Origin of the sequence: Xylophilus sp. GW821-FHT01B05, from assembly GCA_038961845.1 — a bacterium.
Lineage (GTDB): Bacteria > Pseudomonadota > Gammaproteobacteria > Burkholderiales > Burkholderiaceae_C > Xylophilus.
In genome coordinates, this window is the sequence record CP152408.1 from 1,152,401 (window position 1) to 1,175,714 (window position 23,314).

Genomic DNA, 23,314 nt, shown 5'->3' on the forward strand with positions numbered 1-23,314 from the left:
AGGGGTGGGGGCAAGCGGTGATGGATGAAGCACCAAGCTGAAAAGGCGCTGCTTGCCCCCATCCCAACCTTCCCCCAGAGGGGGAAGGGGCTAGGCAAGAAGACAAGGACACGAACATGACTGCTGCGCTGGACAAGAGCTACGGCAAGGGCGCCACCGACGTCCCCCTGATCGAGCAAACCATTGGCGACTTCTTCGACGCCATGGTGGCGCGCCAGCCTGCGCGCGAAGCGCTGGTAAGCCGCCACGAAGGCCAGCGCTTCACCTACCGCCAACTGCAGGCGGCATCCAACCAACTGGCCAGCGCGCTGCTGGGCTTGGGCCTGGTGCCGGGCGACCGTATCGGCATCTGGTCGCACAACAACGTGCCCTGGGTGCTGATGCAGATCGCCACCGCCAAGCTGGGCCTGATCCTGGTCAACATCAACCCGGCCTACCGCAGCTCGGAGCTGGAATACGCGCTGAACAAGGTCGGCTGCAAGGCGCTGGTGACCATGGCGCAGTTCAAGACCAGTGACTACCTGGGCATGCTGCGCGAGCTGGGCCCACAACGGCTGCCGCAGCTGCAGCACAGCTTCTGGATCGACACGCCGGGCGAGGGCGCCGAGCAGCCCGGCCTGCAGCGCTTCTCGCAGTTGCTGGCCAGCGGCACGGCGGATGATCCGCGCGTGGCGGCCATCCAGCAGGCGCAAAAGGCCACCGACCCGGTCAACATCCAGTTCACCAGCGGCACAACCGGCTTCCCCAAGGGCGCGACGCTCACGCACCGCAATATCCTGAACAACGGCTTCTTCATCGGCGAGTGCATGGGGCTTACGCCTGAAGACCGCTTGTGCATCCCCGTGCCGCTGTACCACTGCTTTGGCATGGTGCTGGGCAACCTGGCTTGCATCACGCATGGCGCCACCATCGTCTACCCGAACGACGGCTTTGACCCGCTCACCGTGCTGCAGACGGTGCAAGACGAAAAGTGCACCGGCCTGCATGGCGTGCCCACCATGTTCATCGCCGAGCTGGACCATCCGCGCTTCAAGGAGTTTGACCTGTCCACGCTGCGCACCGGCATCATGGCCGGCTCGCCTTGCCCGATCGAGGTGATGAAGCGCGTGGTGAGCGACATGCATCTGTCGCAGATCACCATTGCCTACGGCATGACCGAGACCAGCCCGGTGAGCTGCCAGAGCAGCACCGACACGCCGCTGGACAAGCGCGTGGCCACCGTGGGCACGGTGCAGCCGCATCTGGAGGTGAAGATCATCGACGCCGACACGGGCGACATCGTGCCGATTGGCAGCACCGGCGAGCTGTGCACCCGCGGCTATTCGGTCATGCACGGCTACTGGGGCGATGTGGAGAAAACCCGCGAGGCCATAGACGCCGAGGGCTGGATGCACACCGGCGACCTGGCCACCATGGATGCCGAGGGCTACGTCAACATCGTCGGCCGCAGCAAGGACATGGTGATCCGCGGCGGCGAGAACATCTACCCGCGCGAGGTGGAGGAGTTTCTCTACCGCCACCCCAAGGTGCAGGACGTGCAGGTGGTCGGCATCCCCGACCGCAGGTACGGCGAAGAGCTATGCGCCTGGATCATCGCCAAGCCCGGCCAGAGCGTGACCGAAGACGATGTGCGCGACTTCTGCAAGGGCCAGATCGCCCACTACAAGGTGCCGCGCCACATCCGCTTTGTGGCGGCCTTCCCGATGACGATCACCGGCAAGATCCAGAAGTTCAAGATGCGCGAGGCCATGCGCGAGGAACTGGGCCTGACCGAAGACAAGGCCGCCTGAGCCATGCCAACCATGGCCGCAATGTCAGCCCTGCCGCGCCACGCGCCGTGCCGCGGCCAGGCGGCGGCGCATGGCGACTTCGGACAGGTCCACCTCCTGCACCAGGTTGCGCAGCGACTCGTCGTTGATGCGGTGCACGCGGCGCAGCCGGTACAGCTCGGCGCGTTCGGCGCGCAGGCCGGTCAGGCGCAATTCCAGCTCCACCACCTGGCCGCGTTTGCGCGCGGCGCGTTCGCCCTCGGCGGCCTCGGGGCCGTCTTCGGCGTCGTCCAGCGAGTCGATGCGGCGCCGGTAGCCGCGCGCGACCATGCTGGCGGCTTCTTCGCGGTGCAGCAGGCCTTCGGCGTCGGCCGTAGGGTCGTTTTCAGCGGCCTTCTTCAGCGCCTCGATTGCGGCTTCGCAAGAGGCGACGCGTGCCAGCCGCTCTTCGCGTGCATGGGGTGGTTCGGCCGGTTGCTCCAGGCCGGCCAGCAGCAGCGGCAGGCCGATGCTGGCGGTTACCAGCGTGACCAGGATCACGCCAGTGGCCAGGAAGATCAGCAGCTCGCGCGCCGGGAAGGCGCTGCCGTCGGGCATCAGCAGCGGGATGGAGAGCGCGCCGGCCAGCGTGATCGCGCCGCGGATGCCGGCCAGCGATGCCGCGCCCAGCAGCCGTGCCGAGGGCGCCTCCAGCAGTTGGCCCCGGCGCCGTGCCTTGGCCATGGAGCGGCGCACTGCCAGCACCAGCCAGATGGCGCGCAGCGCGATCAGCGCCGCCGATATCGCCAGCACATAGACCAGCAGCAGCCACCAGGCGTGCGGGCCGTGCGTCAGGCCGTCGCCAATGATGGATGGCAACTGCAGGCCCAGCAGCAAGAAGATGGCGCCATTGAAGGCCGATTCCACCATCGCCCAGGCGCTTTGGGTCTGCATGCGCTCGGCAATGAACTCGCTGCGGTCCAGGTCGGCGAAGTTGGTGGTGATGCCCGCGGCCACCGCCGCCAGGATGCCCGAGACCCCCAGGTGCTCGGCCACGATGTACGAGGCAAAGGGCAGCAGCATCATCAGCAGCACGGTCTGGGTGGCGGCCACGTCGCCCAGGTTGCGGGTGATGGCGGTGCGGGCGCGCGACAGTGCCCAGCCGGCTGCGAAGCCGACCGCCAGCCCGCCGAAGGCGATCAGCAGAAAGCTGCGGCCCGCGGCGGTCCACGAGAAACTGCCGGTGAGCGTGGCCGCCACCGCGAACTTCAGCGCCACCAGGCCCGAGGCATCGTTGAGCAGCGATTCGCCCTCCAGGATGTGCATGGTCTTCTCGGGCATGCCCAGCCGGCGCGTGATGGCCGACACCGCCACCGCATCGGTCGGCGACAGCACGGCGGCCAGGGCAAAGGCCACGGTCAGCGGCAGGTTGGGAATCATCCAGTGCGCAAAGTAGCCCAGGCCCAGCACCGTGAACAGCACCAGGCCCAGCGCCAGCGTGAGGATGGGTTTGCGCAGCGCAAAGAATTCCCGCTTGGGGATGCGCCAGCCGTCGGCAAACAGCAGCGGCGGGATGAACAGCAGCAGGAACAGCTCGGGATCAAAGCGCACATGCAGCCCGGCATCGGGCCAGGACAGCACGGCGCCCAGCGCGATCTGCAACAAGGGCAGCGGCAGCGCCGGCACATAGCGGGACGCCAGGCCCGACACGGCGCCCAGCATCAACAGCAACAAGACAATTTCAACGGTATGCATCGGCGGTCGATTTTCCACATATCGACCAAGGGCGTATGCCGCTCCAAAGGAAACCCATGTCCAAACTGAGTTCCAAGCTCAACCCGCGCTCGGCTGAATTCCAGGCCAATGCCGCCGCCATGCGCGCCCTGGTCGATGACCTGCACGCCCAGGTCGCCAAGGTGGCCGAAGGCGGCGGCGAGGCGGCGCGCGCCAAGCACACCGGGCGCGGCAAGCTGCTGCCGCGCGATCGGGTGCAGATGCTGCTGGACCCGGGTACGCCTTTTCTGGAGATCGCGCCGCTGGCCGCCTACGGCATGTACGGCGACGCGGCCCCGGGCTCGGGCCTGATCGCGGGCATAGGCCGCGTGGCGGGCACCGACTGCGTCATCGTCTGCAACGACGCCACCGTCAAGGGCGGCACCTATTACCCGATGACGGTCAAGAAGCACCTGCGTGCCCAGGAGATCGCCGAGCAGAACCACCTGCCCTGCGTCTACCTGGTGGACTCGGGCGGTGCCAACCTGCCCAACCAGGACGAGGTGTTCCCCGACCGCGACCACTTTGGCCGCATCTTCTACAACCAGGCGCAGATGAGCGCCAAGGGCATCGGCCAGATCGCCGTGGTGATGGGCAGTTGCACCGCCGGCGGCGCCTATGTGCCGGCGATGAGCGACGAGTCCATCATCGTGAAGAACCAGGGCACCATCTTTCTGGGTGGCCCGCCGCTGGTGAAGGCCGCCACCGGCGAGGTCGTCACGGCCGAGGACCTGGGCGGCGGCGACGTGCACACGCGGCTCTCAGGCGTGGCCGACCACCTGGCAGAGAACGATCTGCACGCGCTGGCCCTGGCGCGCGAGGCGGTGCGTAATTTACAAAGAAAAGTGCCTGAAGCCCAGGTGGTACCTGGGCATATAGCTCCTGATTTTGTAGCGGAAGAGCTTTACGGCGTAATCCCCACCGACACGCGCAAGCCCTTCGACGTGCGCGAGATCATTGCCCGCATCGTCGACGGCAGCGAGTTCCACGAGTTCAAGGCGCGCTTCGGCTCCACCCTGGTCTGCGGCTTTGCCGAGATCGAGGGCATGCCGGTCGGCATCATCGCCAACAACGGCATTCTGTTCAGCGAGTCGGCACAGAAGGGCGCCCACTTCATAGAGCTGTGCTGCCAGCGCAAGACGCCGCTGGTGTTCTTGCAGAACATCACCGGCTTCATGGTAGGCCGCAAGTACGAGAACGAAGGCATCGCCCGCCACGGCGCCAAGATGGTGACCGCCGTGGCCACCGCCAACGTGCCCAAGTTCACCATCATCATTGGCGGCAGCTTTGGCGCCGGCAACTACGGCATGTGCGGCCGCGCCTACAGCCCGCGCTTTCTCTGGATGTGGCCCAACGCGCGCATCAGCGTGATGGGCGGCGAGCAGGCCGCCAGCGTGCTGGCCACCGTCAAGCGCGACGGCATCGAGCTAAAAGGCGGCAGCTGGAGCAAGGAAGAGGAAGACGCCTTCAAGGCGCCGATCCGCCAGCAGTACGAAGACCAGGGCCACCCTTACTACGCCACGGCGCGGCTGTGGGACGACGGCATCATTGATCCGGCCGATACGCGGCGGGTGTTGGCGCTGGGGCTGGCGGCGGCGCGGCATGCGCCGGTGCCTGAGCCGAAGTTTGGCGTGTTTCGGATGTAGCCCCATGGCACATGTCCCATCTTTGCGCGCTGCGATTCGATGCGACCGTCGAGGTTGGTGGCGCGATCATGCCGACGGCGTGCTCTGCTCCGCGAATGTCCCCCTGCCTGCGGCCTCCTCCTTTATTTCGCTGCGCAGAGCACACCATCGACCTGATCGATCGGGGCTGTGCTTGATTGCCGGCAGACCAAGATCACTGACATGAGCTTCACCAAACTGCAACTGAGCTTCGAAGGCGCCATCGCCCGCATCTGGCTCGACCAGCCCGATGCCCGCAACGCCTTTGACGATGCCGTGATCGCCGAGCTGACGCAGGCCTTCATCGACGCCGGTGCCGCGCCGCAGGTAAAAGCCATCGTGCTCGGCGCCAACGGCCCGGCCTTCTGCGCGGGCGCCAACCTTAACTGGATGCGCCGCATGGCCGACTACACGCGCGACGAGAACATCGCCGACGCGGGCAAGCTGGCCGCCATGCTGCGCACCATTGCCGAGTGCCCCAAGCCCACCATCGCGCGCGTGCAGGGCGACGTGTATGCGGGCGGCATGGGCCTGGTGGCCGCATGCGACATGGCGGTGAGCGTGGATACGGCCTGGTACTGCCTGAGCGAGGTCAAGATCGGCCTGGTGCCCGCCACCATCAGCCCCTACGTGCTGCGCGCCATGGGCACGCGTGCTTCGCAACGCTACTTCCTCACGGCCGAGCGCTTTACTGCGGCCGAGGCGCAGCGCATCGGCTTTGTGCATGAAGTGGTGGCGGCTGACGCGCTTGATGCCAAGGTTGATGAGCTGTTGAAGGCGCTGACCGGCGCAAGCCCAGCCGCCGTGCGCGCCTGCAAGCAGCTGATCGCCGACGTTGCAGGCCGCGAGATTGACGACGCCCTGATCGCCAAGACCGTCGAAGGCATCGCCGACATCCGCGCCAGCGACGAAGGCCGCGAGGGCGTGCAGGCCTTCCTGCAAAAACGCAAACCCTCCTGGATCATGGGCTGACCCAAGACCGCACCATGCACTCCGCACTCGACCTTCCCCAACTGCTGGCACTGGCCGCCGCCATCGGCTGGGCCAGCGGCGTGCGCTTGTACCTGGTGGTGCTGCTGGTGGGGCTGGCGGGCCGGCTCGACTGGTTGCCGCTGCCGGCCGGGCTGCAACTGCTGACGCACCCGGCGGTGATCGCGGTGAGCGGCTTCATGGTGATGGTGGAGTTTCTGGCCGACAAGGTGCCGGGCGTGGATTCGCTGTGGGACGCGGTGCACACGGTGATCCGCATTCCCGCCGGCGCGGCGCTGGCGGCTGGCCTGTTCAGCGCCGACAACAGCACGATGGCCGTGGTCGCAGCCCTGCTGGGAGGCGGCCTGGCCGCCACCGCGCATGCCACCAAGGCCACTACGCGCGCGGCCATCAACACCTCGCCCGAGCCCTTCAGCAATGTCGGCGCTTCGCTGACCGAAGACGCCATGGTGCCTACCGCCCAGTGGCTGTCGGTGGCGCACCCCCTGGTCTTTGCCGTGCTGCTGATCGTGGTGCTGGCGATCTGCCTGTGGCTGATCCACAAGAGCTGGCGCTTTCTGCGCCGCCTGTTCACGCGCATGGCGCGCATTTTTAGCGGCAAGCCTGATCCGGGCGTGGCGCCTGCATCGTCCTCTCCTGGAGACATTCCTGATGTTTACAAAAATCCTGATCGCCAATAGAGGCGAGATCGCCTGCCGTGTCGCCGCCACCGCGCGCCGCATGGGCATACGCACCGTGGCGGTCTATTCCGACGCCGACGCGCATGCCAAGCATGTCGCCGCCTGCGACGAAGCCGTGCATGTGGGCGGCAGCGCGCCCAAGGACAGCTACCTGCAGTGGCAGCGCATCCTTGATGCGGCCAAGGCCACCGGCGCGCAGGCGGTGCACCCGGGCTACGGTTTTCTCAGCGAGAACGACGACTTCGCCCAGGCCTGCGCCGATGCCGGCCTGGTCTTTATCGGCCCGCCGCCCTCGGCCATACGCGCCATGGGGCTCAAGGCCGAATCCAAGCAGTTGATGGAGAAGGCCGGTGTGCCCCTGGTGCCCGGCTACCACGGTGCCGACCAGGACTCGGACCTGTTGCAGCGCGAGGCCGACCGCATTGGCTACCCGGTGCTGATCAAGGCCAGCGCCGGCGGCGGTGGCAAGGGCATGCGCGCGGTGGAGCGCTCGGAAGACTTCGCCGCCGCGCTGGCCTCTTGCCGGCGCGAGGCCATCAACAGCTTTGGCGACGACGCCGTGCTGGTCGAGAAGTACGTGCAGCGCCCGCGCCATATCGAGATCCAGGTGTTCGGCGATACGCAGGGCGAGGTGGTTTACCTGTTCGAGCGCGACTGCTCGGTGCAGCGCCGCCACCAGAAGGTGCTGGAAGAAGCCCCCGCGCCCGGCATGACCGAGGCCATGCGCCAGCAGATGGGCGCGGCCGCAGTGGCAGCGGCCAAGGCCGTGGGCTATGTCGGCGCCGGCACGGTGGAATTCATCGTCGAGCAGCGAGCCGACAACTCCATGAATTTTTTCTTCATGGAAATGAACACCCGCCTGCAGGTGGAGCACCCGGTGACCGAGGCCATCACCGGCCTGGATCTGGTCGAGTGGCAATTGCGCGTGGCTGTTGGCGAGCCGCTGCCGCTGCGCCAGGACCAATTGCGCATCCACGGCCATGCGATCGAGGCGCGCATCTGCGCAGAGAACCCCGACAACAGTTTTCTGCCCACCACCGGCAGCCTGCAGGTCTACGCCAAGCCGGTGGCCACGGCGTTTGAGCGTGGCCTGGTGCGCATCGATGACGGCGTGCGCCAGGGCGACGCGATCTCGCCCTTCTACGACTCGATGGTGGCCAAGCTGATCGTGCACGGCGCCACGCGCGAAGAGGCGCTGGCGCGGCTGGATGCGGCGCTGGCGCAGATGCACATCGTCGGCCTGCAGACCAACGTGCAGTTCCTGCGCCGCGTGCTGGCCAGCCCATCTTTTGCGCAGGCGCGGCTCGACACCGCGCTGATCGAGCGTGAACGCGCCGTGCTGTTCGACCAGGAGCCGCTGGGCCTGCCGCTGGCCACCGCTGCCGCCGTGGCGCATGCGCTGCAGGCCGAGGCCGCACAGGAGACGGCGGACCCGTTCAGCCGCCGCGACGGCTGGCGTTCGCACGGGCCGATGCTGCGGCGCTTTGACTTTGAATTCCACGGGGAGCCGGTGCAGGCCCAACTGACCCGCCAGCGCGATGCCACGCTGCAATTGGCAGTGGGCGACACCCGGGCCGCATTCGCGTGGACGGCAGTGGGCGAGGGCGCGCTGGACCTGCAGTTGGGCGAGCGGCGCGCCACCGTAAAAATTTACCAAAAAGAGGCTGAAGTTCACGTCTTCTCTGGGCAAGGTGCTACACAAATCGTAGTGATAGACCCGCTCGCCCATGCCGGCGACGCCCATGCAGAAGCCGGCCGCCTGACCGCACCCATGCCGGGCAAGGTCGTGTCCTTCGCCGTCAAGGCCGGCGACACCGTCAGCAAGGGCCAGCCGCTGGCGGTGATGGAGGCGATGAAGATGGAGCACACCATTGCCGCGCCGGCGGATGGCGTGGTGGAGGAGCTGCTTTATCTGCCTGGTGACCAAGTCATTGAAGGAGCGGAACTGCTGCGCCTGGCGGCATGAGGCTGCCGCGGCGGTGGCAGACTCCAGGCCCATGAATATCACCTTCTGCTGCACCGGCACCAAAGCCGCTCCCTGGATAGCAGGCCTGCAGGCCGCGTTCCCCGATGCCACCGTCACCGAATGGGCGCCCGGCGCGCCGCTGGCCGACTACGCCGTGGTCTGGGGGCCGCCCCAGCAATTCATGGACGAGCAAACCGCCCTGCGCGGCATCTTCAATATCGGCGCGGGCGTGGATGCGCTGATGGCCTTGCGCCTGCCGGCGGGCGTGCCCGTGGTGCGGTTGGACGACGTTGGCATGGCGGTGCAGATGGCCGAGTTCGTCACGCATGCGCTGGTGCGCCATTTCCGCGAGCTGGATGGCTACGAGGGCGATGTGGCGGCTGGCCGCTGGTCCTACCGCAAGCCGCGCAGCCGCGCCGACTTCCCCGTGGGCGTGATGGGCCTGGGCGTGCTCGGCCAGCGCGTGGCGCAGGCGCTGCGCGTGTTCGACTTCCCGGTGCGCGGCTGGAGCCGCTCGCCCAAGGCGGTGGAGGGCGTGCAGTGCTTCTCGGGCGAGGCGCAGTTCAATGACTTTCTGGCCGGTACGCAGGCGCTGGTCTGCCTGCTGCCGCTCACGCCGGATACCGAAAACATCATGCGGCGCGAAACCCTGTCGCGCCTGCTGCCCGGCGCCTATGTGGTCAATGTGGCGCGCGGCGGCCATCTGGTGGAAGAAGACCTGATCCCGCTGATCGACGCAGGCCACATCGCCGGCGCCGCGCTCGACGTGTTCCGCACCGAACCACTGCCAGCCGCCCACCCGTTCTGGGCGCACCCCAAGATCACCGTCACGCCGCACACCTCGGCCCGCACCCTGCGCGAGGAAAGCATCGCCCAGATCGTCGGCAAGATCCGCGCGCTGGCGCAGGGCGCGCCTATTGCAGGCGTGGTGGACCCGGGGCGGGGGTACTGATCAGTAGATGTTTCTGAAAATGCTTCAATCGTAGTTGTTTAAACTACAATTGAAGCAATTAAGGCTCCATATGCTGACCGACCTTCTCTTTGGAAACTACCGCAAGAAGGTGCTGAGCCTGCTGCTGCTCAACCCCGATACCGACTACCACGTGCGTGAGTTGGCGCGGCTCACCGACACCGCTCCCGGCACCTTGCACAAGGAACTGTCCCGCCTGGCTGAAGCCGGCTTGCTGCTGCGCAAGGCCCAGGGCAACCAGGTGCGCTACCAGGCCAACAGGCAGTGCCCGGTGTTTGAAGAGCTGGCTGGCCTGATGCGCAAGACCACGGGCGCTGCCGAAGTGCTGGCCCAGGCACTGGCGCCCTTGGCGCCGCCCGTGGCGCTGATCTTTGGCTCGGTGGCCCGCGGTACGGAAACCGCCAGCAGTGATATCGACCTGTTGGTGCTTGCAGACCTGGGCTTTGCCGATGTCGTCAAGGCCACCTACCCCGCGCAAGCCGCCCTGGGCCGTGAGATCAATCCTGTTGTGTACAGCGCCGCCGAATTCCAGCGCCGCCTGCAAGAGGGCGACCCTTTCGTCCTGGATGTGCTGGCGCACCCGAAGATTTTCTTGAGGGGAACCGAACATGACCTTGGCCAACTTGCTGGCGATCCAGCGTCTGCAGGCGTTTAACGCCACCCCAGCGGGGGTGCAGCGCCTGCTGGCTGCTGCTGCGCGCAACCTGGCCGATGCGCAGCTCCAGGCCTTGAGCCCAGAAAACCGCTTTGACGCTGCCTACAAAGCCATCCTGCAATGCGCCATGCTGGGCCTTTGGGCGCACGGCTACCGCACCTCTACGCAGCAGCCCGGGCACCACCAGACGGCGCTGCAGGCCCTGCCGCTGACCATGGGCTTGCCGAACGACGTGATCATCGTGCTCGATGCGCTGCGCAAGCAACGCAACCTGAATGACTACGAGGGCGATCCGGTGGGCGACGCCGTGGTGGCCGAATGCATTGCCCAGGCGGGGCAATTGCTGGCCCATACACGCCAGTGCTTGCAAAGCCAGTTTCCCCATTTGCTGGCAGCACAAGTCGCCGGGCCACAAATCTAAAGTGCCTGCTACTGCACCAGCATGCTCAGCATGACCGCCACCAGCAACCCGACATAAACCCACGCATGCACCCGATCCGGTATGCCGCCGATATACCGGCTGGCCAGGCGTATGCCCAGCAGTGATCCCGCGGCCAGCACGGCAAAGGCGAGCAGGTCCACATAGCCCGCATGCCAGGGCCCGAGGGCCACGGGGTGAACCCAGGCCATGGCCATGTAGGTGGCGGTGCCGATGATGGCCACCGGCAGGCTCAAGGGGTTGGCCATGGCGGTGGCGCGGGTCATGCTGAAGCCGCGGCGGCGCAGCAGTGGCACCGTCATGACGCTGCCGCCCACGCCCAGGAAGGTGGCGACCAGGCCAATGACCAGGCCGCCGCCCACCGTTTGTGTGGGCCCAAGCGGCTGCGGCGAAGTGGCCTCTTGCCGGGACATAAAGCCCCGGCGCAGCAGGCAATCCACGATGGTGATGCCAAGGTAGACCACGAAGGCCCAGCGGATGAAGCTTGCGCTTGCCATGGTCGCCGCCGCAGCGCCCAGCACCGCGCCCAGCCCGATAAAGCCCGCCAGCGGCCGGATCGCCGGCCACACGATATTGCCGGCCCGCGCATGCCGCCGCGTGGCGGCCAGGGCGTTGACCACCATCACACAGGTGGAGGTGGCTACGGCAATGTGCATGGCGGATTCGCCCACCGGGCTGTGCACGCCGTAGGCGGCGCTGAGCACGCGGTAGAGCAGGGGTACCACCACGAAGCCGCCGCCAAAGCCAAACAGCACGGTGGTGACGCCGCTCAGGCCGCCAAACAGTGCCAACAAGAGATACAGCATCGCGTCCCATCCTTTCAAGATGAGGCAACGATAGGCGCGGGCCGCCTGGCCTGCATTCGCATCCTGGTCAACAATGTTTGCGTTTCAGCCAAGCTGCACCACCGCGTGCCAAACCATGCGCAACGCCCATATCGACCAGTTCGACCACATCGCCCGGCCGGTGCTGGCCATAGGCAGCGACTACGCGCAAGGGCAGCGCCTGCCGCCGCACGCGCACCGCCGCGCGCAGTTGCTGTACGGCGCCACGGGCGTGATGCAGGTGGCGACGCAGGAGGGCGCCTGGGTTGTGCCGCCGCAGCGCGCGGTATGGATACCGGCGGGTGTGCAGCACGAGGTGCGGATGCTGGGCGTGAGCACGCGCAGCCTGTACATAGAGCCGGCGGCCGTGCCGGCGCGCAGCGGTGGCTGCGAGGTGGTCGGTGTATCGCCACTGCTGCGGCAATTGCTGATGGAGGCGGTGGACCTGCCCGCTGAATACGACCAGCGCGGCCGCGACGGCGCGCTGATGGCCTTGCTGCTGCACGAGGTGGCGCGCATGCCGGCGCTGCCCCTGCACATTCCGCTGCCGCGCGATGCCCGCCTGCTGCCGCTGTGCCAGGCCTTTCTGCAGCAGCCCGACGCGCACGGCTCGCCGCAGGCTTGGGCGCAGCGCCTGCACATGAGCGACCGCAGCTTCAGCCGCCTGTTCCGCACGCAGACCGGCATGGCCTTTTCTGAATGGCGCCAGCGTGCCTGCGTGGTGCTGGCACTGGCCCGGCTGGCCGCGGGCGAGCCGGTGACCAGCATTGCCATGGACTTTGGCTACGACAGCCCGGCTGCGTTCTCGACCATGTTCCGGCGCGTGCTGGGGCAAGCACCTACGGCCTACCTCGCGGGCTAGGCCGCCGCAGGAGCCACTGGCATGTGCGGCGCCCGGTTGCGCAGCCGGAAGGCCAGCAGTGCCGCCGCGCCCAGCACGCACAGCACGGCCGTCAGCGTGAAGCGCAGGCCGCGCGCGTCCGACAGCAGGCCAAACAGTGGCGACACCAGCCCGCCCACCGACAGCGCCAGCCCCAGGCTGATGCCACTGGCCGTGGCCGGGTTGCGCGGCAGGTAGTCCTGTGCCAGCGTCACCTGCGCCGCGAACGGCAGGAACATGGCCACGCCCAGGCCGGCGGTGCAGAGCAGTGCCACCACCGGGTTGGGCGCTGCGACCAGGCCCGCCAGCATCGGCAGCGCCAGCAGGTAACCGGCGCGGATCGGCCGCATGCGCCCGAAGCGGTCACCCAGCCAGCCGCCCGACAGCGTGCCCACCGCGCCCGCGGCGGTGAAGGATGTCAGCACCGCCGCACCCATGAAGGCCGAGCCACCCAGCTCGCGGCTCACGTACAGCGACAGCATCGACAGCACCGTGACATAGGGAATCGACCAGCCCACGATGGTCGCCACCAGCAGGCTGAAGGCACGCCAGTCGTTCTGCGCCATGGGCTGCAGCCGGGTGCGCGCAGTGCCGGCCGGCAACGCCGCCGGTGCGCTGCGCCTGTTGGCGGCCCACCAGACCGCGCCCATCAGCAGCGCCGGGATGCCCAGCAGATAGCTGTGCGACAGCCCCAGCGCACCCACCACCACGGCCGCCAGCAGCGGCGCAAACGAGGCGCCAATGGTGCCGCCGACCGAGAACACGCTCATCGCCTTTTGCGAGGCGCCACCGGCCGCGCGCGCGGCCACGGTGGCGGGCGGGTGGTAGGCCGCAATGCCCAGGCCGCACAGCGCCATCGCCAGCCAGGTCAGCAGATAGCTGTCGCCCATGCCGGCCAGCACCACGCCGAATGCGGCCAGCAAAAAGCCGGTCGGCACCAGCCAACTGCGCGGGTGGCGGTCGGCATACAGGCCGAACAGCGGCTGCACCACGCTGGACAAACCCGTGGCCGCCAGCATCAGCCCGCTGACCGCCGCGTAGCTGTAGCCGCGCTCCAGCACCATGAAGGGCAGCAGGGCAGGCACCAGCCCCTGGTACAGGTCATTGACGGCATGCGTGCCGGTCAGCAGGCCCAGGCGGCGCTTGTTCATGGATGTGCTCCCGGGCCGGGGCGGCGTTGCGGGGAGGGGGAAAACCGAGTCATTCAATGGCCTCTTGGTGGAAAAAAGCCATGCTAGGAAGCCAGCCCAAGATAATCTCGCTACGAAGTAACAAACATCGTCGAGAAATGGACAACTCGCTGGACCTGCAGCCCGAACAGGGCGAATCCACCCCGCGTGCCGTCGCTGCACTGGCCACCGACCCGGCCTGCGACGCGTTGATCCCGCTGCACGCACACCGGCGCGCGCAGCTGATCCACGCCATATCGGGCGTGATGATCGTGCACGCGGCGCCCGGCAGTTGGGTCGTGCCACCCGGCCGCGCGGTGTGGGTGCCGGCCGGCATCGCGCATGAGATCCGCACCGTCGGCAGCGTGGCCATGCGCACCGTGTTCGTCGAGCCCGGCACGCGCCCGGGCCTGGCCGACGAATGCCGGGTGCTGCAGATCAGCCCCCTGCTGCGCGAGCTGATCCTGCGCGCCGTGGCGCTGCCGCTGGACTACCCGCTGGGCGGCCGCGAGGAGCGCACCATGGAGCTGCTGCTGGACGAGATCGAGGCCGCGCCCGCGCTGTCATTGCACGTGCCCATGCCGCGCCACGCCGGGCTGGCCCGGCTCTGCAGCGGCCTGATCGGCGACCCGGCCCAGCCCGCCACGCTGGAGGGCTGGGCGCAGCAACTGCACATGAACCAGCGCACCCTGGCGCGGCTGTTCCGGCGCGAGACTGGCATGAACTTTGGCGCCTGGTGCCGGCAGGCGCGCCTGCTGCTGAGCCTGCCGCGTCTAGCCGCCGGTGCGTCCATCCTGGAGGTGGCGCTGGAGCACGGCTACGACAGCCCGAGCGCTTTCGCTGCCATGTTCCGAAAGACCCTAGGCATGCCACCGAGCCTCTACATTCGCCCTCATCACAGCGATGCGACGCTTTTCTCCTGACAATCCCGCTGTCGCCCCTTAACGCATTGCGCGAAACTCATCCCCATGAACATTCCTTCCCGCGTCAAACTCGTAGACGTCGGCCCGCGCGACGGGCTGCAGAACGAAAAGCAGCCGGTGCCTGCCGCCGCCAAGATCGAACTGGTGCATCGCCTGCAGGCCGCCGGCCTGAAAGAGGTCGAGGTCACCAGCTTTGTCAGCCCCAAGTGGGTGCCGCAGATGGCCGATGCGACCGAGGTCATGGCGGGCATCACGCGCCAGCCGGGTGTGCGCTACTCGGTGCTCACGCCCAACATGAAGGGCTACGAGGCGGCGCTGCCGTCGCGGCCGGATGAGATCGTGGTCTTTGGCGCTGCCAGCGAGGCCTTCAGCCAGCGCAACATCAACTGCAGCATTGCCGAGAGCATCGATCGCTTCGCGCCCGTGGTGGCGGCGGCGCGGGCGGCCGGCATCTATGTGCGCGCGGCCATTTCGTGCAGCGTGGGCTGCCCTTACGAGGGCGACGTGGCCCCCGAGCGCGTAGGCATGGTGGCGCGGTTGATGAAAGAGATCGGCGTGCAGCACGTTGGCGTGGCCGACACCATTGGCGTGGGCACGCCGCTGAAGACCCAGCGCGCGCTCGATGCGGCGCTGCAGCACTTCGCGGTGGACGACATCTCCGGCCACTACCACGACACCTACGGCCAGGCGCTGGCCAACACGCTGGCCGCGCTGCAGTTGGGCGTGTGGCAGTTCGACGCATCGGTGGCCGGCCTGGGCGGCTGCCCCTATGCCAAGGGCGCTACCGGCAACGTTGCCACGGAAGACGTGGTCTACCTGCTGCACGGCATGGGCATAGAGACCGGTATCGACCTGGAGGCGCTGGTGGATGCCGGCGCCTGGATCAGCGGCGTGATCGGCCGGCCAACGCAGTCGCGCGTCGGCAAAGCCCTCTTGAACAAGCGCGAAGGTTAGGCGCCGGTATGTGCGGAGCTGAACTCAAACCCCTGCCCGACGGCGTGCAGCGCGTGGCGGCCTACCTGCTGGAAGCCGGCCACCCGCATGCGCCGGTGCTGCTGGATGGCGCCGCGCGCACCGCGCAGCAGGCGGCCGATGCGTTGGGCGTGGCGGTGGGCCAGATCGCCAAGAGCATCGTGTTCCGCCGCCTGGCGGATGAGGCCGCGGTGCTGGTCATTGCCGCTGGTGACCGCCGCGTGGACGAGGCCAAGGTGGCGGCGCTGGTCGGCCCGCTGGGCCGTGCCGATGCGGCCTTCGTCAAGGCGCGCACCGGCTTTGCGATTGGCGGCGTCTCGCCGGTAGCGCACGCCGTGGCGCCGGTAGCGCTGATTGATCGCACGCTGCTGCGCTTTGACGAAGTCTGGGCGGCGGCCGGCCACCCGCATGGCGTGTTCCGCCTGGCGCCGCAAGACCTGGAGCGCCTCACCGGCGCGCCGTTGGCCGACGTGGCGCAGGAGGCCGAATGAGCGTTGACACAGAGGTGGCCACGCCCGACCCAGCCCTGGTCGCCGCGCGTGCGCGGGCACTGCTGTTGCAACGGGCCGTGCAGGCCCGCAGCGGCGCGCCGGATGTGCCTTCGCCCTGCGTATCGGTCTGCCGCATGAACGCAGACCGCAGCTTTTGCGAGGGCTGCTTTCGCTCGATTGACGAGATCCGCGCCTGGTCGCGCTCGGATGATGCGCAAAAGCGCGTCATCTGGGAGAGACTATTGCAGCGTGCCGGCGAGACCGCCACGACGTGAAAGAGGGGTTGGCCATGCACCAGATCACCTGCTACCTCGACTTTGCCTCGCCCTATGCGCACCTGGCCTTTGGCCGCTTGCCGCAGTTGCTGGAAGGCCTGAGCTACGCGGTGGAGTACCGGCCGGTGCTGCTCGGCGCCTTGCTGCTGCAGCATGGCAACCCCGGGCCGGCCGGCATCGCGCCCAAGCGCGCCTGGACTTACCGGCAGGTGCAGTGGCTGGGCCACGCGCACGGCATCGCCTTGCAGATGCCGGCGCAGCACCCGTTCAACCCGCTGCCCTTGTTGCGGCTGGCGCTGGCTGCGTCGGAAGACGGCAGCCTGAGCCGCCATGTCGCAGGCACGGTGCTAAGCCACGTATGGCAGGGCGGCGCCGACGCCAACGACGCGCAGCGGCTGGCTGCGTTGGCCGCCGCATTGCCGCTGCGGCACGACCCGGCCGGGCCTGAGGTGAAGGCGCTGCTGCGCGCCAACACCGACGCCGCCCTGGCGCGCGGCGTGTTCGGCGTGCCGAGCTTCGAGGTGGCTGGCCGCCTGTTCTGGGGCTTTGACGGCATGCCCATGCTCAGGGCTTGCCTGGACGGCGACGCCTGGTTCGATGGGCCGGCCTGGGAGGCTGCGGCTGCGCAGCCCAATGGCCTGAAGCCCGGCTGATTTTCAGAATTTTGATGAAATATGCCTCTAGCCCAGGTGCAGACTGGGCTATTAGCTATCTATTTAATAGTGCCTGGCTTCAGTCATGCGCCGACAGCGGCGCGCCAATGGCATAGAAGTGCCCGCCTGCCACGTGGTGCAGGCTGCGCCATTCGGGGCCGGCGGTCTCGAAATGCCAGTGGCCGTCCTTGAACACGCGCGTATCGGCCCAGGCCCCGACGACTTCGCCAATGAACAGGTCATGGGCCTGCTGGTTGTGCGGCTCGGGAATGAGCCGGCAGGCCAGCCAGGCCGAGCAGCCGGCGACAAAAGGCAGATCGTGGCCGCTGATGCCAAACAGCGCTACGCCCGAGCCCGCCAGCTTGTCCGGCGCGTTGACCAGGCTCTTGCTGCCCACTTCATGCGTCAACTGCAGCTGCGCCGCCGTGGGCACCTGGATGACGAAGACGCCGCTCTGCTCGATGAGTTCGCGTGTCTTGGTGGCCTTATCCAGCACCACCGTCAGCTTGGGCGGAGAAAAATCCAGCGCGCAGGCCCAGGCCGCGGCCATGACGTTGTCCACGCCGCCGTGGCGCGCCGACACCAGCACCGTGGGGCCGTGGTTGATCAGCCGGTAGGCCTTCTGCAGCTCGACCGGGGAGATATGCGGGTCCATTCAAACTCCTGAGATTTAGATCAATCGTCTCAGATCAATTGGTCCGACGTGATGACCTGCGTGCCGGGCCTGGCGGCAAGCGCTGCCTCCAGTAAGGCGTGGGCGATCTGCCGCGCCGGGTTGATGCGCCAGCGCTGCGGCAGCAGGGGGCCGAGCAGCGTCAGGATGGGGGTTGCGGCCCGCTCAGCCCATCGGGACTCTTGCCGGTGCCCGCCGATCATGCCGGGGCGTACCAGGGTCAGCGACGAGAAGCCGAGGCCGGCAAGCGCCTGCTCCAGCTCACCCTTCACCCGGTTGTAGAAAAAGCGCGATGACGGGTTGGCAGCTATGGCCGAGTTCAGCGCATAGGTGTGCGCCCCGTGCTGCCGGGCCAGGCGCGCCACGGCCAGCGGGTAGTCGTGGTCCACGCGCCGGAAGGCCTGCCAGGAGCCGGCCGCCCGCATGGTGGTGCCCAAGGTGCAGATCACGGCATCCGCCTGCCACCAGGGCGCGTCCTCGGGCAGATGGTCGAAGTCCACCAGCGGCGCCTGCAGCTTGGGGTGCGTGGGCAGCGCGCGGCGCACCGGGGCCACCACGGCGCTGACGCGCGGATCGGCCAGCGCTAGGTCCAGCACCTGCTGCCCGACCAGGCCGGTCGAGCCGACAAGAAGCAACTTCATTCGGTTCCTTTGTGCCCGCGGCCGCTAGGGATCGGGCGCTTGGGTGCGAGTGGTAGATCTTGCCGATGATGGTCCACTTGCCGCCGGCCTTCAACCGGTTGAAGAAGTCGGTGAAGCGAAGGCCCGGGATGTTGTCTGTATCTGTGCGCGCACTGGCAGTGGTGGTCACGCATGCCGATGCGAGCTCACTCAGAATCTTGAAATAGGCCTATAGCCCTTACTGCACCTGGGCTATTAGCTATCTATTTGATAGTTTTCGCCAAAAAAAACGGCACCCGAAGGTGCCGCAAATACCGCGCAGATCGCACCCCGAAAGGGGGAGGTCGAAGTGCTCTCCACGCAGGTCTCATAAACGTACGGCTTCGCAATCAAAGCGATAACCGCGTTGCTTCGATTGCAAACCCGTTGTCAGTCCTCGACGAAGGCCTCCTCGCGCTTGGCCTTGACCGAGGGCAGCAGCACCACCACCAGCAGTGCCACGGCGGCCAGCAGCAGGCCGGCGGAGATCGGGCGCGTGACGAACACGCTCCAGTCGCCGCGCGACAGCAGCAGCGCGCGGCGCAGGTTCTCTTCCATCATCGGGCCCAGGATGAAGCCCAGCAGCAGCGGTGCGGGTTCGCAGCCGAGCTTGAGGAACATGTAGCCGACGATGCCGAAGATGCCCACCATCCACACGTCGAAGGTGTTGTTGTTCTCCGAGTACACGCCGATGGCGCAGAACAGCACGATGGCCGGGAACAGCCAGCGGTAGGGGATGGACAGCAGCTTGATCCAGATGCCGATCAGCGGCAGGTTCAGCACGATCAGCATGGCGTTGCCGATCCACATCGAGGCGATCAGGCCCCAGAACAGTTCCGGGTTGCTGGTCATCACCTGCGGGCCGGGCTGGATGTTGTGGATGGTCATGGCACCCACCATCAGCGCCATCACCGCGTTGGGCGGAATGCCCAGCGTCAGCAGCGGGATGAAGGAGGTCTGCGCGCCGGCGTTATTGGCCGCCTCAGGCGCCGCCACACCGCGGATGTTGCCCTTGCCGAAGGGCACTTCGCCCGGACGCAGCTTGGTCTTCTTCTCGATGCTGTAGGCGGCAAAGGCCGACAGCAGCGCACCGCCACCGGGCAGGATGCCCAGGGCCGAGCCCAGCGCCGTGCCGCGCAGCACCGCGGGCACCATGCGCTTGAAGTCCTGCTTGGTCGGCATCAGGCCCGACACCTTGGAGGTGAACACCTCGCGGTCGGCGCTGGAGTTGGCCAGGTTGCCAATGATTTCGCCGTAGCCGAACACACCCATGGCGATGGCGATGAAGCCAATGCCGTCGGTCAGCTCAGGAATGTCGAAGCTGTAGCGCGCCACGCCGGAATTGACGTCGGTGCCGACCATGCCCAGCAGCAGGCCGATCAGGATCATGCTGACCGCCTTGAGCAGCGAGCCCGACGCCAGCACCACCGCGCCGATCAGGCCCAGCACCATCAGCGACAGGTATTCGGCCGGGCCGAACTTGAAGGCCAGCTCGGTCAGCGGCGGTGCGAAGGCGGCCAGGATCAGCGTGCCCACGCAGCCCGCAAAGAACGAGCCCAGGCCCGCTGCGGCTAGCGCCGGTCCGGCTCTGCCCTTTCTGGCCATCTGGTAGCCGTCGATCACGGTCACCACCGAAGACGATTCACCCGGCAGGTTCACCAGGATGGCGGTGGTGGAGCCGCCGTACTGCGCGCCGTAATAGATGCCGGCCAGCATGATCAGGGCCGACACCGGCGGCAGCGCGTAGGTGGCCGGCAGCAGCATGGCGATGGTCGCCACCGGGCCGATGCCGGGCAGCACGCCGATCAGCGTGCCCAGCAGGCAGCCCAGCAGCGCATAGAGCAGGTTGGTCGGCGTGAAGGCCACGCCGAAACCCATGGAGAGATGTTCAAAGAGTTCCATGTCGGTGCCTTCCTCAGCCCGTGATGAAGGTCGGCCAGACCGGGAATTGCAGCTTCAGCGCCCAGACGAAGGCGACATAGCTGCCCACTGCCAGCACGGTGGCAAGCACGGCGACGGCCTTGAAGTTGAACTCGTCGCCGGCCAGGCTGGCGATGAAGGTCAGCGCGTAGATGCCCACCACCATGCCCATGGCCGGCAGGCCGATGCTGGGCAGGCCGCCCAGCAGCACGCCGAAGGCCAGGTTGGCACCAATGATGAACAGCAGCGGGCGCCAGGCCACGCGGCCGATCGGGTCACCGTCGGCGCTGCCGCTGACGGTGGCCTTGGCCATGGTGACCAGGCCCAGGATGGCCGTCAGGATGCCCACCATCAGCGGGAAATAGCCCGGGCCCATGCGTGCGCCCTCGCCGACGTTGTAGGTTGTGGCGCCCCACGCGAATGCGGCGCCCACGGTGCAGAACATCGCACCGGACCAGAAGTCCTTCTGGCTCTTGATCTTTCTCACAGGTCTTCATCTCCTTGTTGCAGCAAAGCGGACGCGGCCGGGCGGCGCGGTCCAACAGGGCATGGTAGGAAGGGCTTGCCGCGCCCAGGGTTGCCGCCGGATTACCGTTTGGAAGGGTTGGCGGCAAAAGGCTTGATTTCCCGCATCCCGGAAGGGGGGCTGCGGGTTTGACCCAGGTTTGTCAGATGCCCGTCAGTCCCGTGCAAGCTGGTGTTGGATTGGCGTCAGAGCGGGGTCAGTGCCGGGGCGAAGAATGCGCCATCGCCCGTGGGTGCCGTGGTGCCCGGGCGACCATTCCTACAAGGAGACTGACATGTCGACGATTTCCTCCACTGGCGGCCGGGTGCCGCCGAACCAGGCCGAGCGGCCCATGACCAAGGAAGAGAAGAAGGTCATCTTTGCCTCTTCGCTTGGCACGGTGTTCGAGTGGTATGACTTCTACCTCTACGGCTCGCTGGCGGCGATCATCGCCAAGCAGTTCTTCAGCGGGCTGGATGCGGGCGCCGCCTTCATCTTTGCGCTGCTGGCCTTTGCCGCGGGCTTCCTGGTGCGGCCGTTTGGCGCCATCGTGTTCGGCCGCCTGGGCGACATGATCGGGCGCAAGTACACCTTCCTGGTCACCATCCTGATCATGGGCTTGTCGACCTTCATCGTCGGCCTCTTGCCCAGCTACGCCACCATCGGCGTCGCCGCGCCGGTGATCCTGATCGCGCTGCGCATGCTGCAAGGCCTGGCGCTGGGCGGTGAGTACGGCGGTGCCGCCACCTACGTGGCCGAGCATGCGCCGCATGGCAAGCGCGGCGCCTACACCTCATGGATCCAGACCACCGCCACGCTGGGCCTGTTCCTGAGCCTGCTGGTGATCCTGGGTGTGCGCACCTGGCTGGGTGAAGAGGCCTTTGGCGACTGGGGCTGGCGCATTCCGTTCCTGCTGTCGATCGCGCTGCTGGGCGTCTCGGTATGGATCCGCCTGTCGCTGAGCGAGTCGCCAGCCTTCCAGAAGATGAAGGCCGAGGGCAAGACCTCGAAGGCGCCGCTGTCCGAGTCCTTCGGCCAGTGGAAGAACCTGAAGATCGTGATCCTGGCGCTGATCGGCCTGACCGCCGGCCAGGCCGTGGTCTGGTACTCGGGGCAGTTCTATGCGCTGTTCTTCCTTACGCAGCAGCTCAAGGTCGATGCGACCAGCGCCAACCTGATGATTGCCGCCGCACTGCTGCTGGGCACGCCTTTCTTCGTGGTGTTTGGCACGCTGTCCGACAAGATCGGCCGCAAGCCCATCATCATGGCCGGCTGCCTGCTGGCCGTGGTCACCTACTTCCCGGTCTTCAAGATGCTGACCGAAGCCGCCAACCCCGACCTGGCCCGCGCGCAAGCCACGGCGGGTGTTGTAGTGACGGCTGACCCGGCAACCTGCTCCTTCCAGGGCAACCCGGTGGCGCGCGAGATCGACTTCAAGAGCTCGTGCGACATTGCCAAGCGCTACCTGGTGCAGAACTCGGTGAGCTATGAGAACGTGGCCGGCCCGGCGGGCTCGAAGGCCGTCGTGAAGATCGGCGACAAGACGGTCGAGGCCCCCATCGGCAACGTCGTCAACCTCAAGTTCGACGAAGCCTCTGCCAAGGACATCGCCGCCTTCAAGAAGGGCATGGCCGAAGACCTGAAGATCGCGGGCTACCCGGCCAAAGCCGATCCGGCGAAGACGAACAAGGTGCTGACGGTGGTGCTGCTGTTCTGGCTGGTGCTGCTGGTGACCATGGTCTACGGCCCGATCGCCGCCATGCTGGTCGAGCTGTTCCCCACGCGCATCCGCTACACCTCGATGAGCCTGCCGTATCACATTGGTAACGGCTGGTTCGGCGGCCTGCTGCCGACCACGGCCTTCGCCATCGTGGCGTCTACCGGCAATATGTACAACGGCCTCTGGTACCCGATCATCATCGCCGGCATCACCCTGGTGATTGGCACGATCTTCATCCGCGAGACCAAGGACGTGGATATCTACGCCAACGACTGAGATGGCACACCCCCAGGCTGCGCGCTTCGCGTCTTCGCCAACCCCCTTGCAGGGGGCAACACCAGTGGCCCGGCAAAGCCGGTTCCACGGTGTTTCTGGCATGGCCTGCTCTGCGGCCTTGGGTGCCTTTCTGTTGCGTGTGCTGCGGCATAGCTGACATCCGCAGCGCAGCGCAGTCCCCCTGGGGCCCCACCGCATGGGCGGCGCGGGCCCTTTTTTATTGCACGACCCCAGGACCCACCATGTTGAAAATCGCTATCGGCTTTGCCATCTTTGCTGCCATTTCCCTGTTCGCGCTCATGAAGGCTGGTGACAAGATCGACATGGGCGGCGAGCAGCACAGCGGCGACATGCACGCCCCGGCTGCTCCAGCGGCCGATTCGAAGTGAGTCAGTAGGCTGGCAGTAGGCTGAGTTGGCGGGAAATGGGCCCGGAGCGGCCCATGACCCCATGGCAGACGGCGACACGCGGCATCCCTAGAATGTTCCG

Annotated in this window: 23 protein-coding genes and 1 pseudogene; 16 read left to right on the forward strand and 8 right to left on the reverse strand. The window is 67.0% G+C overall.

Going from position 1 to position 23,314, the window contains the following annotated elements:
• Positions 1–116 precede the first annotated feature (116 nt).
• Positions 117–1,790 (forward strand): AMP-binding protein, encoded by a 1,674-nt coding sequence (locus tag AAFF27_05415; GenBank protein ID XAH24635.1) that lies wholly within the window; start codon positions 117–119, stop codon positions 1,788–1,790.
• Positions 1,791–1,814: 24 nt separating this feature from the next.
• On the opposite strand, the gene AAFF27_05420 is transcribed toward AAFF27_05415, so the two are convergent.
• A complete protein-coding gene (locus tag AAFF27_05420; protein ID XAH24636.1) occupies positions 1,815–3,503 on the reverse strand; it encodes a Na+/H+ antiporter in 1,689 nt (562 codons plus the stop codon).
• Between the two features lie 56 nt (positions 3,504–3,559).
• On the opposite strand from AAFF27_05420, the gene AAFF27_05425 reads away from it, so the two are divergent.
• The 7 genes from AAFF27_05425 (at position 3,560) to AAFF27_05455 (ending at position 10,867) form a co-directional block, all read left to right on the forward strand.
• Complete coding sequence (locus AAFF27_05425) at positions 3,560–5,167, forward strand: carboxyl transferase domain-containing protein (GenBank protein ID XAH24637.1); 1,608 nt, start codon at positions 3,560–3,562, stop codon at positions 5,165–5,167.
• 201 nt (positions 5,168–5,368) lie between these two features.
• Positions 5,369–6,157, forward strand: a complete 789-nt coding sequence (locus AAFF27_05430; GenBank protein ID XAH24638.1) for an enoyl-CoA hydratase/isomerase family protein — start codon at positions 5,369–5,371, stop codon at positions 6,155–6,157.
• A gap of 14 nt (positions 6,158–6,171) precedes the next feature.
• Positions 6,172–6,855 carry a DUF4126 domain-containing protein gene (locus AAFF27_05435; GenBank protein ID XAH24639.1) on the forward strand — a complete coding sequence of 228 codons (684 nt, stop codon included), beginning with the start codon at positions 6,172–6,174 and terminating at the stop codon, positions 6,853–6,855.
• Positions 6,827–8,821 (forward strand): acetyl/propionyl/methylcrotonyl-CoA carboxylase subunit alpha, encoded by a 1,995-nt coding sequence (locus AAFF27_05440; GenBank protein ID XAH24640.1) that lies wholly within the window; start codon positions 6,827–6,829, stop codon positions 8,819–8,821. Before AAFF27_05435 ends, AAFF27_05440 begins: the two co-directional genes overlap by 29 nt.
• A 31-nt stretch (positions 8,822–8,852) precedes the next feature.
• The gene (locus AAFF27_05445; protein ID XAH24641.1) at positions 8,853–9,773 is read left to right on the forward strand and encodes a glyoxylate/hydroxypyruvate reductase A; all 921 of its coding nucleotides are present in this window, start codon (positions 8,853–8,855) and stop codon (positions 9,771–9,773) included.
• Positions 9,774–9,843: 70 nt separating this feature from the next.
• Positions 9,844–10,446, forward strand: a complete 603-nt coding sequence (locus AAFF27_05450) for a nucleotidyltransferase domain-containing protein (protein XAH24642.1) — start codon at positions 9,844–9,846, stop codon at positions 10,444–10,446.
• A complete protein-coding gene (locus tag AAFF27_05455; GenBank protein XAH24643.1) occupies positions 10,400–10,867 on the forward strand; it encodes a DNA-binding protein in 468 nt (155 codons plus the stop codon). The genes AAFF27_05450 and AAFF27_05455 overlap by 47 nt, the downstream gene beginning before the upstream one ends.
• A gap of 8 nt (positions 10,868–10,875) precedes the next feature.
• Here AAFF27_05455 and AAFF27_05460 read toward each other — a convergent pair whose 3' ends face one another.
• Positions 10,876–11,691, reverse strand: a complete 816-nt coding sequence (locus tag AAFF27_05460) for a sulfite exporter TauE/SafE family protein (GenBank protein XAH24644.1) — start codon at positions 11,689–11,691, stop codon at positions 10,876–10,878.
• A 115-nt stretch (positions 11,692–11,806) separates the two neighbouring features.
• Between AAFF27_05460 and AAFF27_05465 the strand changes: the two genes are divergently transcribed.
• Positions 11,807–12,571, forward strand: coding sequence for a helix-turn-helix transcriptional regulator (locus tag AAFF27_05465; protein XAH24645.1), 765 nt, complete (start codon positions 11,807–11,809; stop codon positions 12,569–12,571).
• Here AAFF27_05465 and AAFF27_05470 read toward each other — a convergent pair.
• Positions 12,568–13,740, reverse strand: a complete 1,173-nt coding sequence (locus AAFF27_05470) for an MFS transporter (GenBank protein ID XAH24646.1) — start codon at positions 13,738–13,740, stop codon at positions 12,568–12,570. The genes AAFF27_05465 and AAFF27_05470 overlap by 4 nt on opposite strands.
• 137 nt (positions 13,741–13,877) lie before the next feature.
• On the opposite strand from AAFF27_05470, the gene AAFF27_05475 reads away from it, so the two are divergent.
• Genes AAFF27_05475 through AAFF27_05495 form a run of 5 tightly spaced genes read left to right on the forward strand, consistent with a single transcriptional unit; the run spans position 13,878 to position 17,072 of the window.
• On the forward strand, positions 13,878–14,681 hold the full coding sequence (locus AAFF27_05475) for a helix-turn-helix transcriptional regulator (GenBank protein XAH24647.1): 804 nt from the start codon (positions 13,878–13,880) through the stop codon (positions 14,679–14,681).
• Between the two features lie 45 nt (positions 14,682–14,726).
• The gene (locus tag AAFF27_05480; protein XAH24648.1) at positions 14,727–15,635 is read left to right on the forward strand and encodes a hydroxymethylglutaryl-CoA lyase; all 909 of its coding nucleotides are present in this window, start codon (positions 14,727–14,729) and stop codon (positions 15,633–15,635) included.
• A gap of 8 nt (positions 15,636–15,643) precedes the next feature.
• Positions 15,644–16,144, forward strand: a complete 501-nt coding sequence (locus AAFF27_05485; GenBank protein ID XAH24649.1) for a YbaK/EbsC family protein — start codon at positions 15,644–15,646, stop codon at positions 16,142–16,144.
• Complete coding sequence (locus tag AAFF27_05490; GenBank protein XAH24650.1) at positions 16,141–16,419, forward strand: DUF1289 domain-containing protein; 279 nt, start codon at positions 16,141–16,143, stop codon at positions 16,417–16,419. The genes AAFF27_05485 and AAFF27_05490 overlap by 4 nt, the downstream gene beginning before the upstream one ends.
• Positions 16,420–16,433: 14 nt before the next feature.
• Entirely contained in the window at positions 16,434–17,072 is a 639-nt protein-coding gene (locus AAFF27_05495) for a 2-hydroxychromene-2-carboxylate isomerase (GenBank protein XAH24651.1), read from the forward strand.
• A gap of 79 nt (positions 17,073–17,151) precedes the next feature.
• Here AAFF27_05495 and AAFF27_05500 read toward each other — a convergent pair whose 3' ends face one another.
• The 5 genes and pseudogenes from AAFF27_05500 to AAFF27_05520 all read right to left on the reverse strand — a co-directional run bounded on the left by AAFF27_05500 (position 17,152) and on the right by AAFF27_05520 (position 20,769).
• On the reverse strand, positions 17,152–17,727 hold the full coding sequence (locus tag AAFF27_05500; GenBank protein ID XAH24652.1) for a flavin reductase family protein: 576 nt from the start codon (positions 17,725–17,727) through the stop codon (positions 17,152–17,154).
• Between the two features lie 29 nt (positions 17,728–17,756).
• Positions 17,757–18,386 carry an NAD-dependent dehydratase gene (locus tag AAFF27_05505; GenBank protein XAH24653.1) on the reverse strand — a complete coding sequence of 210 codons (630 nt, stop codon included), beginning with the start codon at positions 18,384–18,386 and terminating at the stop codon, positions 17,757–17,759.
• A 61-nt stretch (positions 18,387–18,447) separates the two neighbouring features.
• A pseudogene (locus AAFF27_05510) lies at positions 18,448–18,555 on the reverse strand (nuclear transport factor 2 family protein).
• A 239-nt stretch (positions 18,556–18,794) separates the two neighbouring features.
• Positions 18,795–20,306: a tripartite tricarboxylate transporter permease gene (locus AAFF27_05515; protein ID XAH24654.1), complete on the reverse strand. Its 1,512-nt coding sequence runs from the start codon at positions 20,304–20,306 to the stop codon at positions 18,795–18,797.
• A 13-nt stretch (positions 20,307–20,319) separates the two neighbouring features.
• Positions 20,320–20,769, reverse strand: coding sequence for a tripartite tricarboxylate transporter TctB family protein (locus AAFF27_05520; GenBank protein ID XAH26163.1), 450 nt, complete (start codon positions 20,767–20,769; stop codon positions 20,320–20,322).
• A 355-nt stretch (positions 20,770–21,124) separates the two neighbouring features.
• Here AAFF27_05520 and AAFF27_05525 point away from each other — a divergent pair, with 355 nt between their 5' ends.
• Together AAFF27_05525 and AAFF27_05530 are read left to right on the forward strand one after the other, a co-directional pair.
• Positions 21,125–22,825 carry an MFS transporter gene (locus tag AAFF27_05525; protein ID XAH24655.1) on the forward strand — a complete coding sequence of 567 codons (1,701 nt, stop codon included), beginning with the start codon at positions 21,125–21,127 and terminating at the stop codon, positions 22,823–22,825.
• A 242-nt stretch (positions 22,826–23,067) separates the two neighbouring features.
• Positions 23,068–23,214: a hypothetical protein gene (locus AAFF27_05530; protein XAH24656.1), complete on the forward strand. Its 147-nt coding sequence runs from the start codon at positions 23,068–23,070 to the stop codon at positions 23,212–23,214.
• Positions 23,215–23,314: the final 100 nt, after the last annotated feature.

Coding starts and splice junctions, on each gene's coding strand:
- AAFF27_05520 (XAH26163.1), bottom strand. CDS start 20,769: ATGTTCTGCACCGTGGGCGCCGCATTCGCGTGGGGCGCCACAACCTAC.
- AAFF27_05430 (XAH24638.1), top strand. CDS start 5,369: ATGAGCTTCACCAAACTGCAACTGAGCTTCGAAGGCGCCATCGCCCGC.
- AAFF27_05515 (XAH24654.1), bottom strand. CDS start 20,306: ATGGAACTCTTTGAACATCTCTCCATGGGTTTCGGCGTGGCCTTCACG.
- AAFF27_05435 (XAH24639.1), top strand. CDS start 6,172: ATGCACTCCGCACTCGACCTTCCCCAACTGCTGGCACTGGCCGCCGCC.
- AAFF27_05450 (XAH24642.1), top strand. CDS start 9,844: ATGCTGACCGACCTTCTCTTTGGAAACTACCGCAAGAAGGTGCTGAGC.
- AAFF27_05530 (XAH24656.1), top strand. CDS start 23,068: ATGTTGAAAATCGCTATCGGCTTTGCCATCTTTGCTGCCATTTCCCTG.
- AAFF27_05455 (XAH24643.1), top strand. CDS start 10,400: ATGACCTTGGCCAACTTGCTGGCGATCCAGCGTCTGCAGGCGTTTAAC.
- AAFF27_05445 (XAH24641.1), top strand. CDS start 8,853: ATGAATATCACCTTCTGCTGCACCGGCACCAAAGCCGCTCCCTGGATA.
- AAFF27_05440 (XAH24640.1), top strand. CDS start 6,827: ATGTTTACAAAAATCCTGATCGCCAATAGAGGCGAGATCGCCTGCCGT.
- AAFF27_05415 (XAH24635.1), top strand. CDS start 117: ATGACTGCTGCGCTGGACAAGAGCTACGGCAAGGGCGCCACCGACGTC.
- AAFF27_05460 (XAH24644.1), bottom strand. CDS start 11,691: ATGCTGTATCTCTTGTTGGCACTGTTTGGCGGCCTGAGCGGCGTCACC.
- AAFF27_05525 (XAH24655.1), top strand. CDS start 21,125: ATGTCGACGATTTCCTCCACTGGCGGCCGGGTGCCGCCGAACCAGGCC.
- AAFF27_05500 (XAH24652.1), bottom strand. CDS start 17,727: ATGGACCCGCATATCTCCCCGGTCGAGCTGCAGAAGGCCTACCGGCTG.
- AAFF27_05480 (XAH24648.1), top strand. CDS start 14,727: ATGAACATTCCTTCCCGCGTCAAACTCGTAGACGTCGGCCCGCGCGAC.
- AAFF27_05465 (XAH24645.1), top strand. CDS start 11,807: ATGCGCAACGCCCATATCGACCAGTTCGACCACATCGCCCGGCCGGTG.
- AAFF27_05505 (XAH24653.1), bottom strand. CDS start 18,386: ATGAAGTTGCTTCTTGTCGGCTCGACCGGCCTGGTCGGGCAGCAGGTG.
- AAFF27_05485 (XAH24649.1), top strand. CDS start 15,644: ATGTGCGGAGCTGAACTCAAACCCCTGCCCGACGGCGTGCAGCGCGTG.
- AAFF27_05470 (XAH24646.1), bottom strand. CDS start 13,740: ATGAACAAGCGCCGCCTGGGCCTGCTGACCGGCACGCATGCCGTCAAT.
- AAFF27_05490 (XAH24650.1), top strand. CDS start 16,141: ATGAGCGTTGACACAGAGGTGGCCACGCCCGACCCAGCCCTGGTCGCC.
- AAFF27_05495 (XAH24651.1), top strand. CDS start 16,434: ATGCACCAGATCACCTGCTACCTCGACTTTGCCTCGCCCTATGCGCAC.
- AAFF27_05475 (XAH24647.1), top strand. CDS start 13,878: ATGGACAACTCGCTGGACCTGCAGCCCGAACAGGGCGAATCCACCCCG.
- AAFF27_05425 (XAH24637.1), top strand. CDS start 3,560: ATGTCCAAACTGAGTTCCAAGCTCAACCCGCGCTCGGCTGAATTCCAG.
- AAFF27_05420 (XAH24636.1), bottom strand. CDS start 3,503: ATGCATACCGTTGAAATTGTCTTGTTGCTGTTGATGCTGGGCGCCGTG.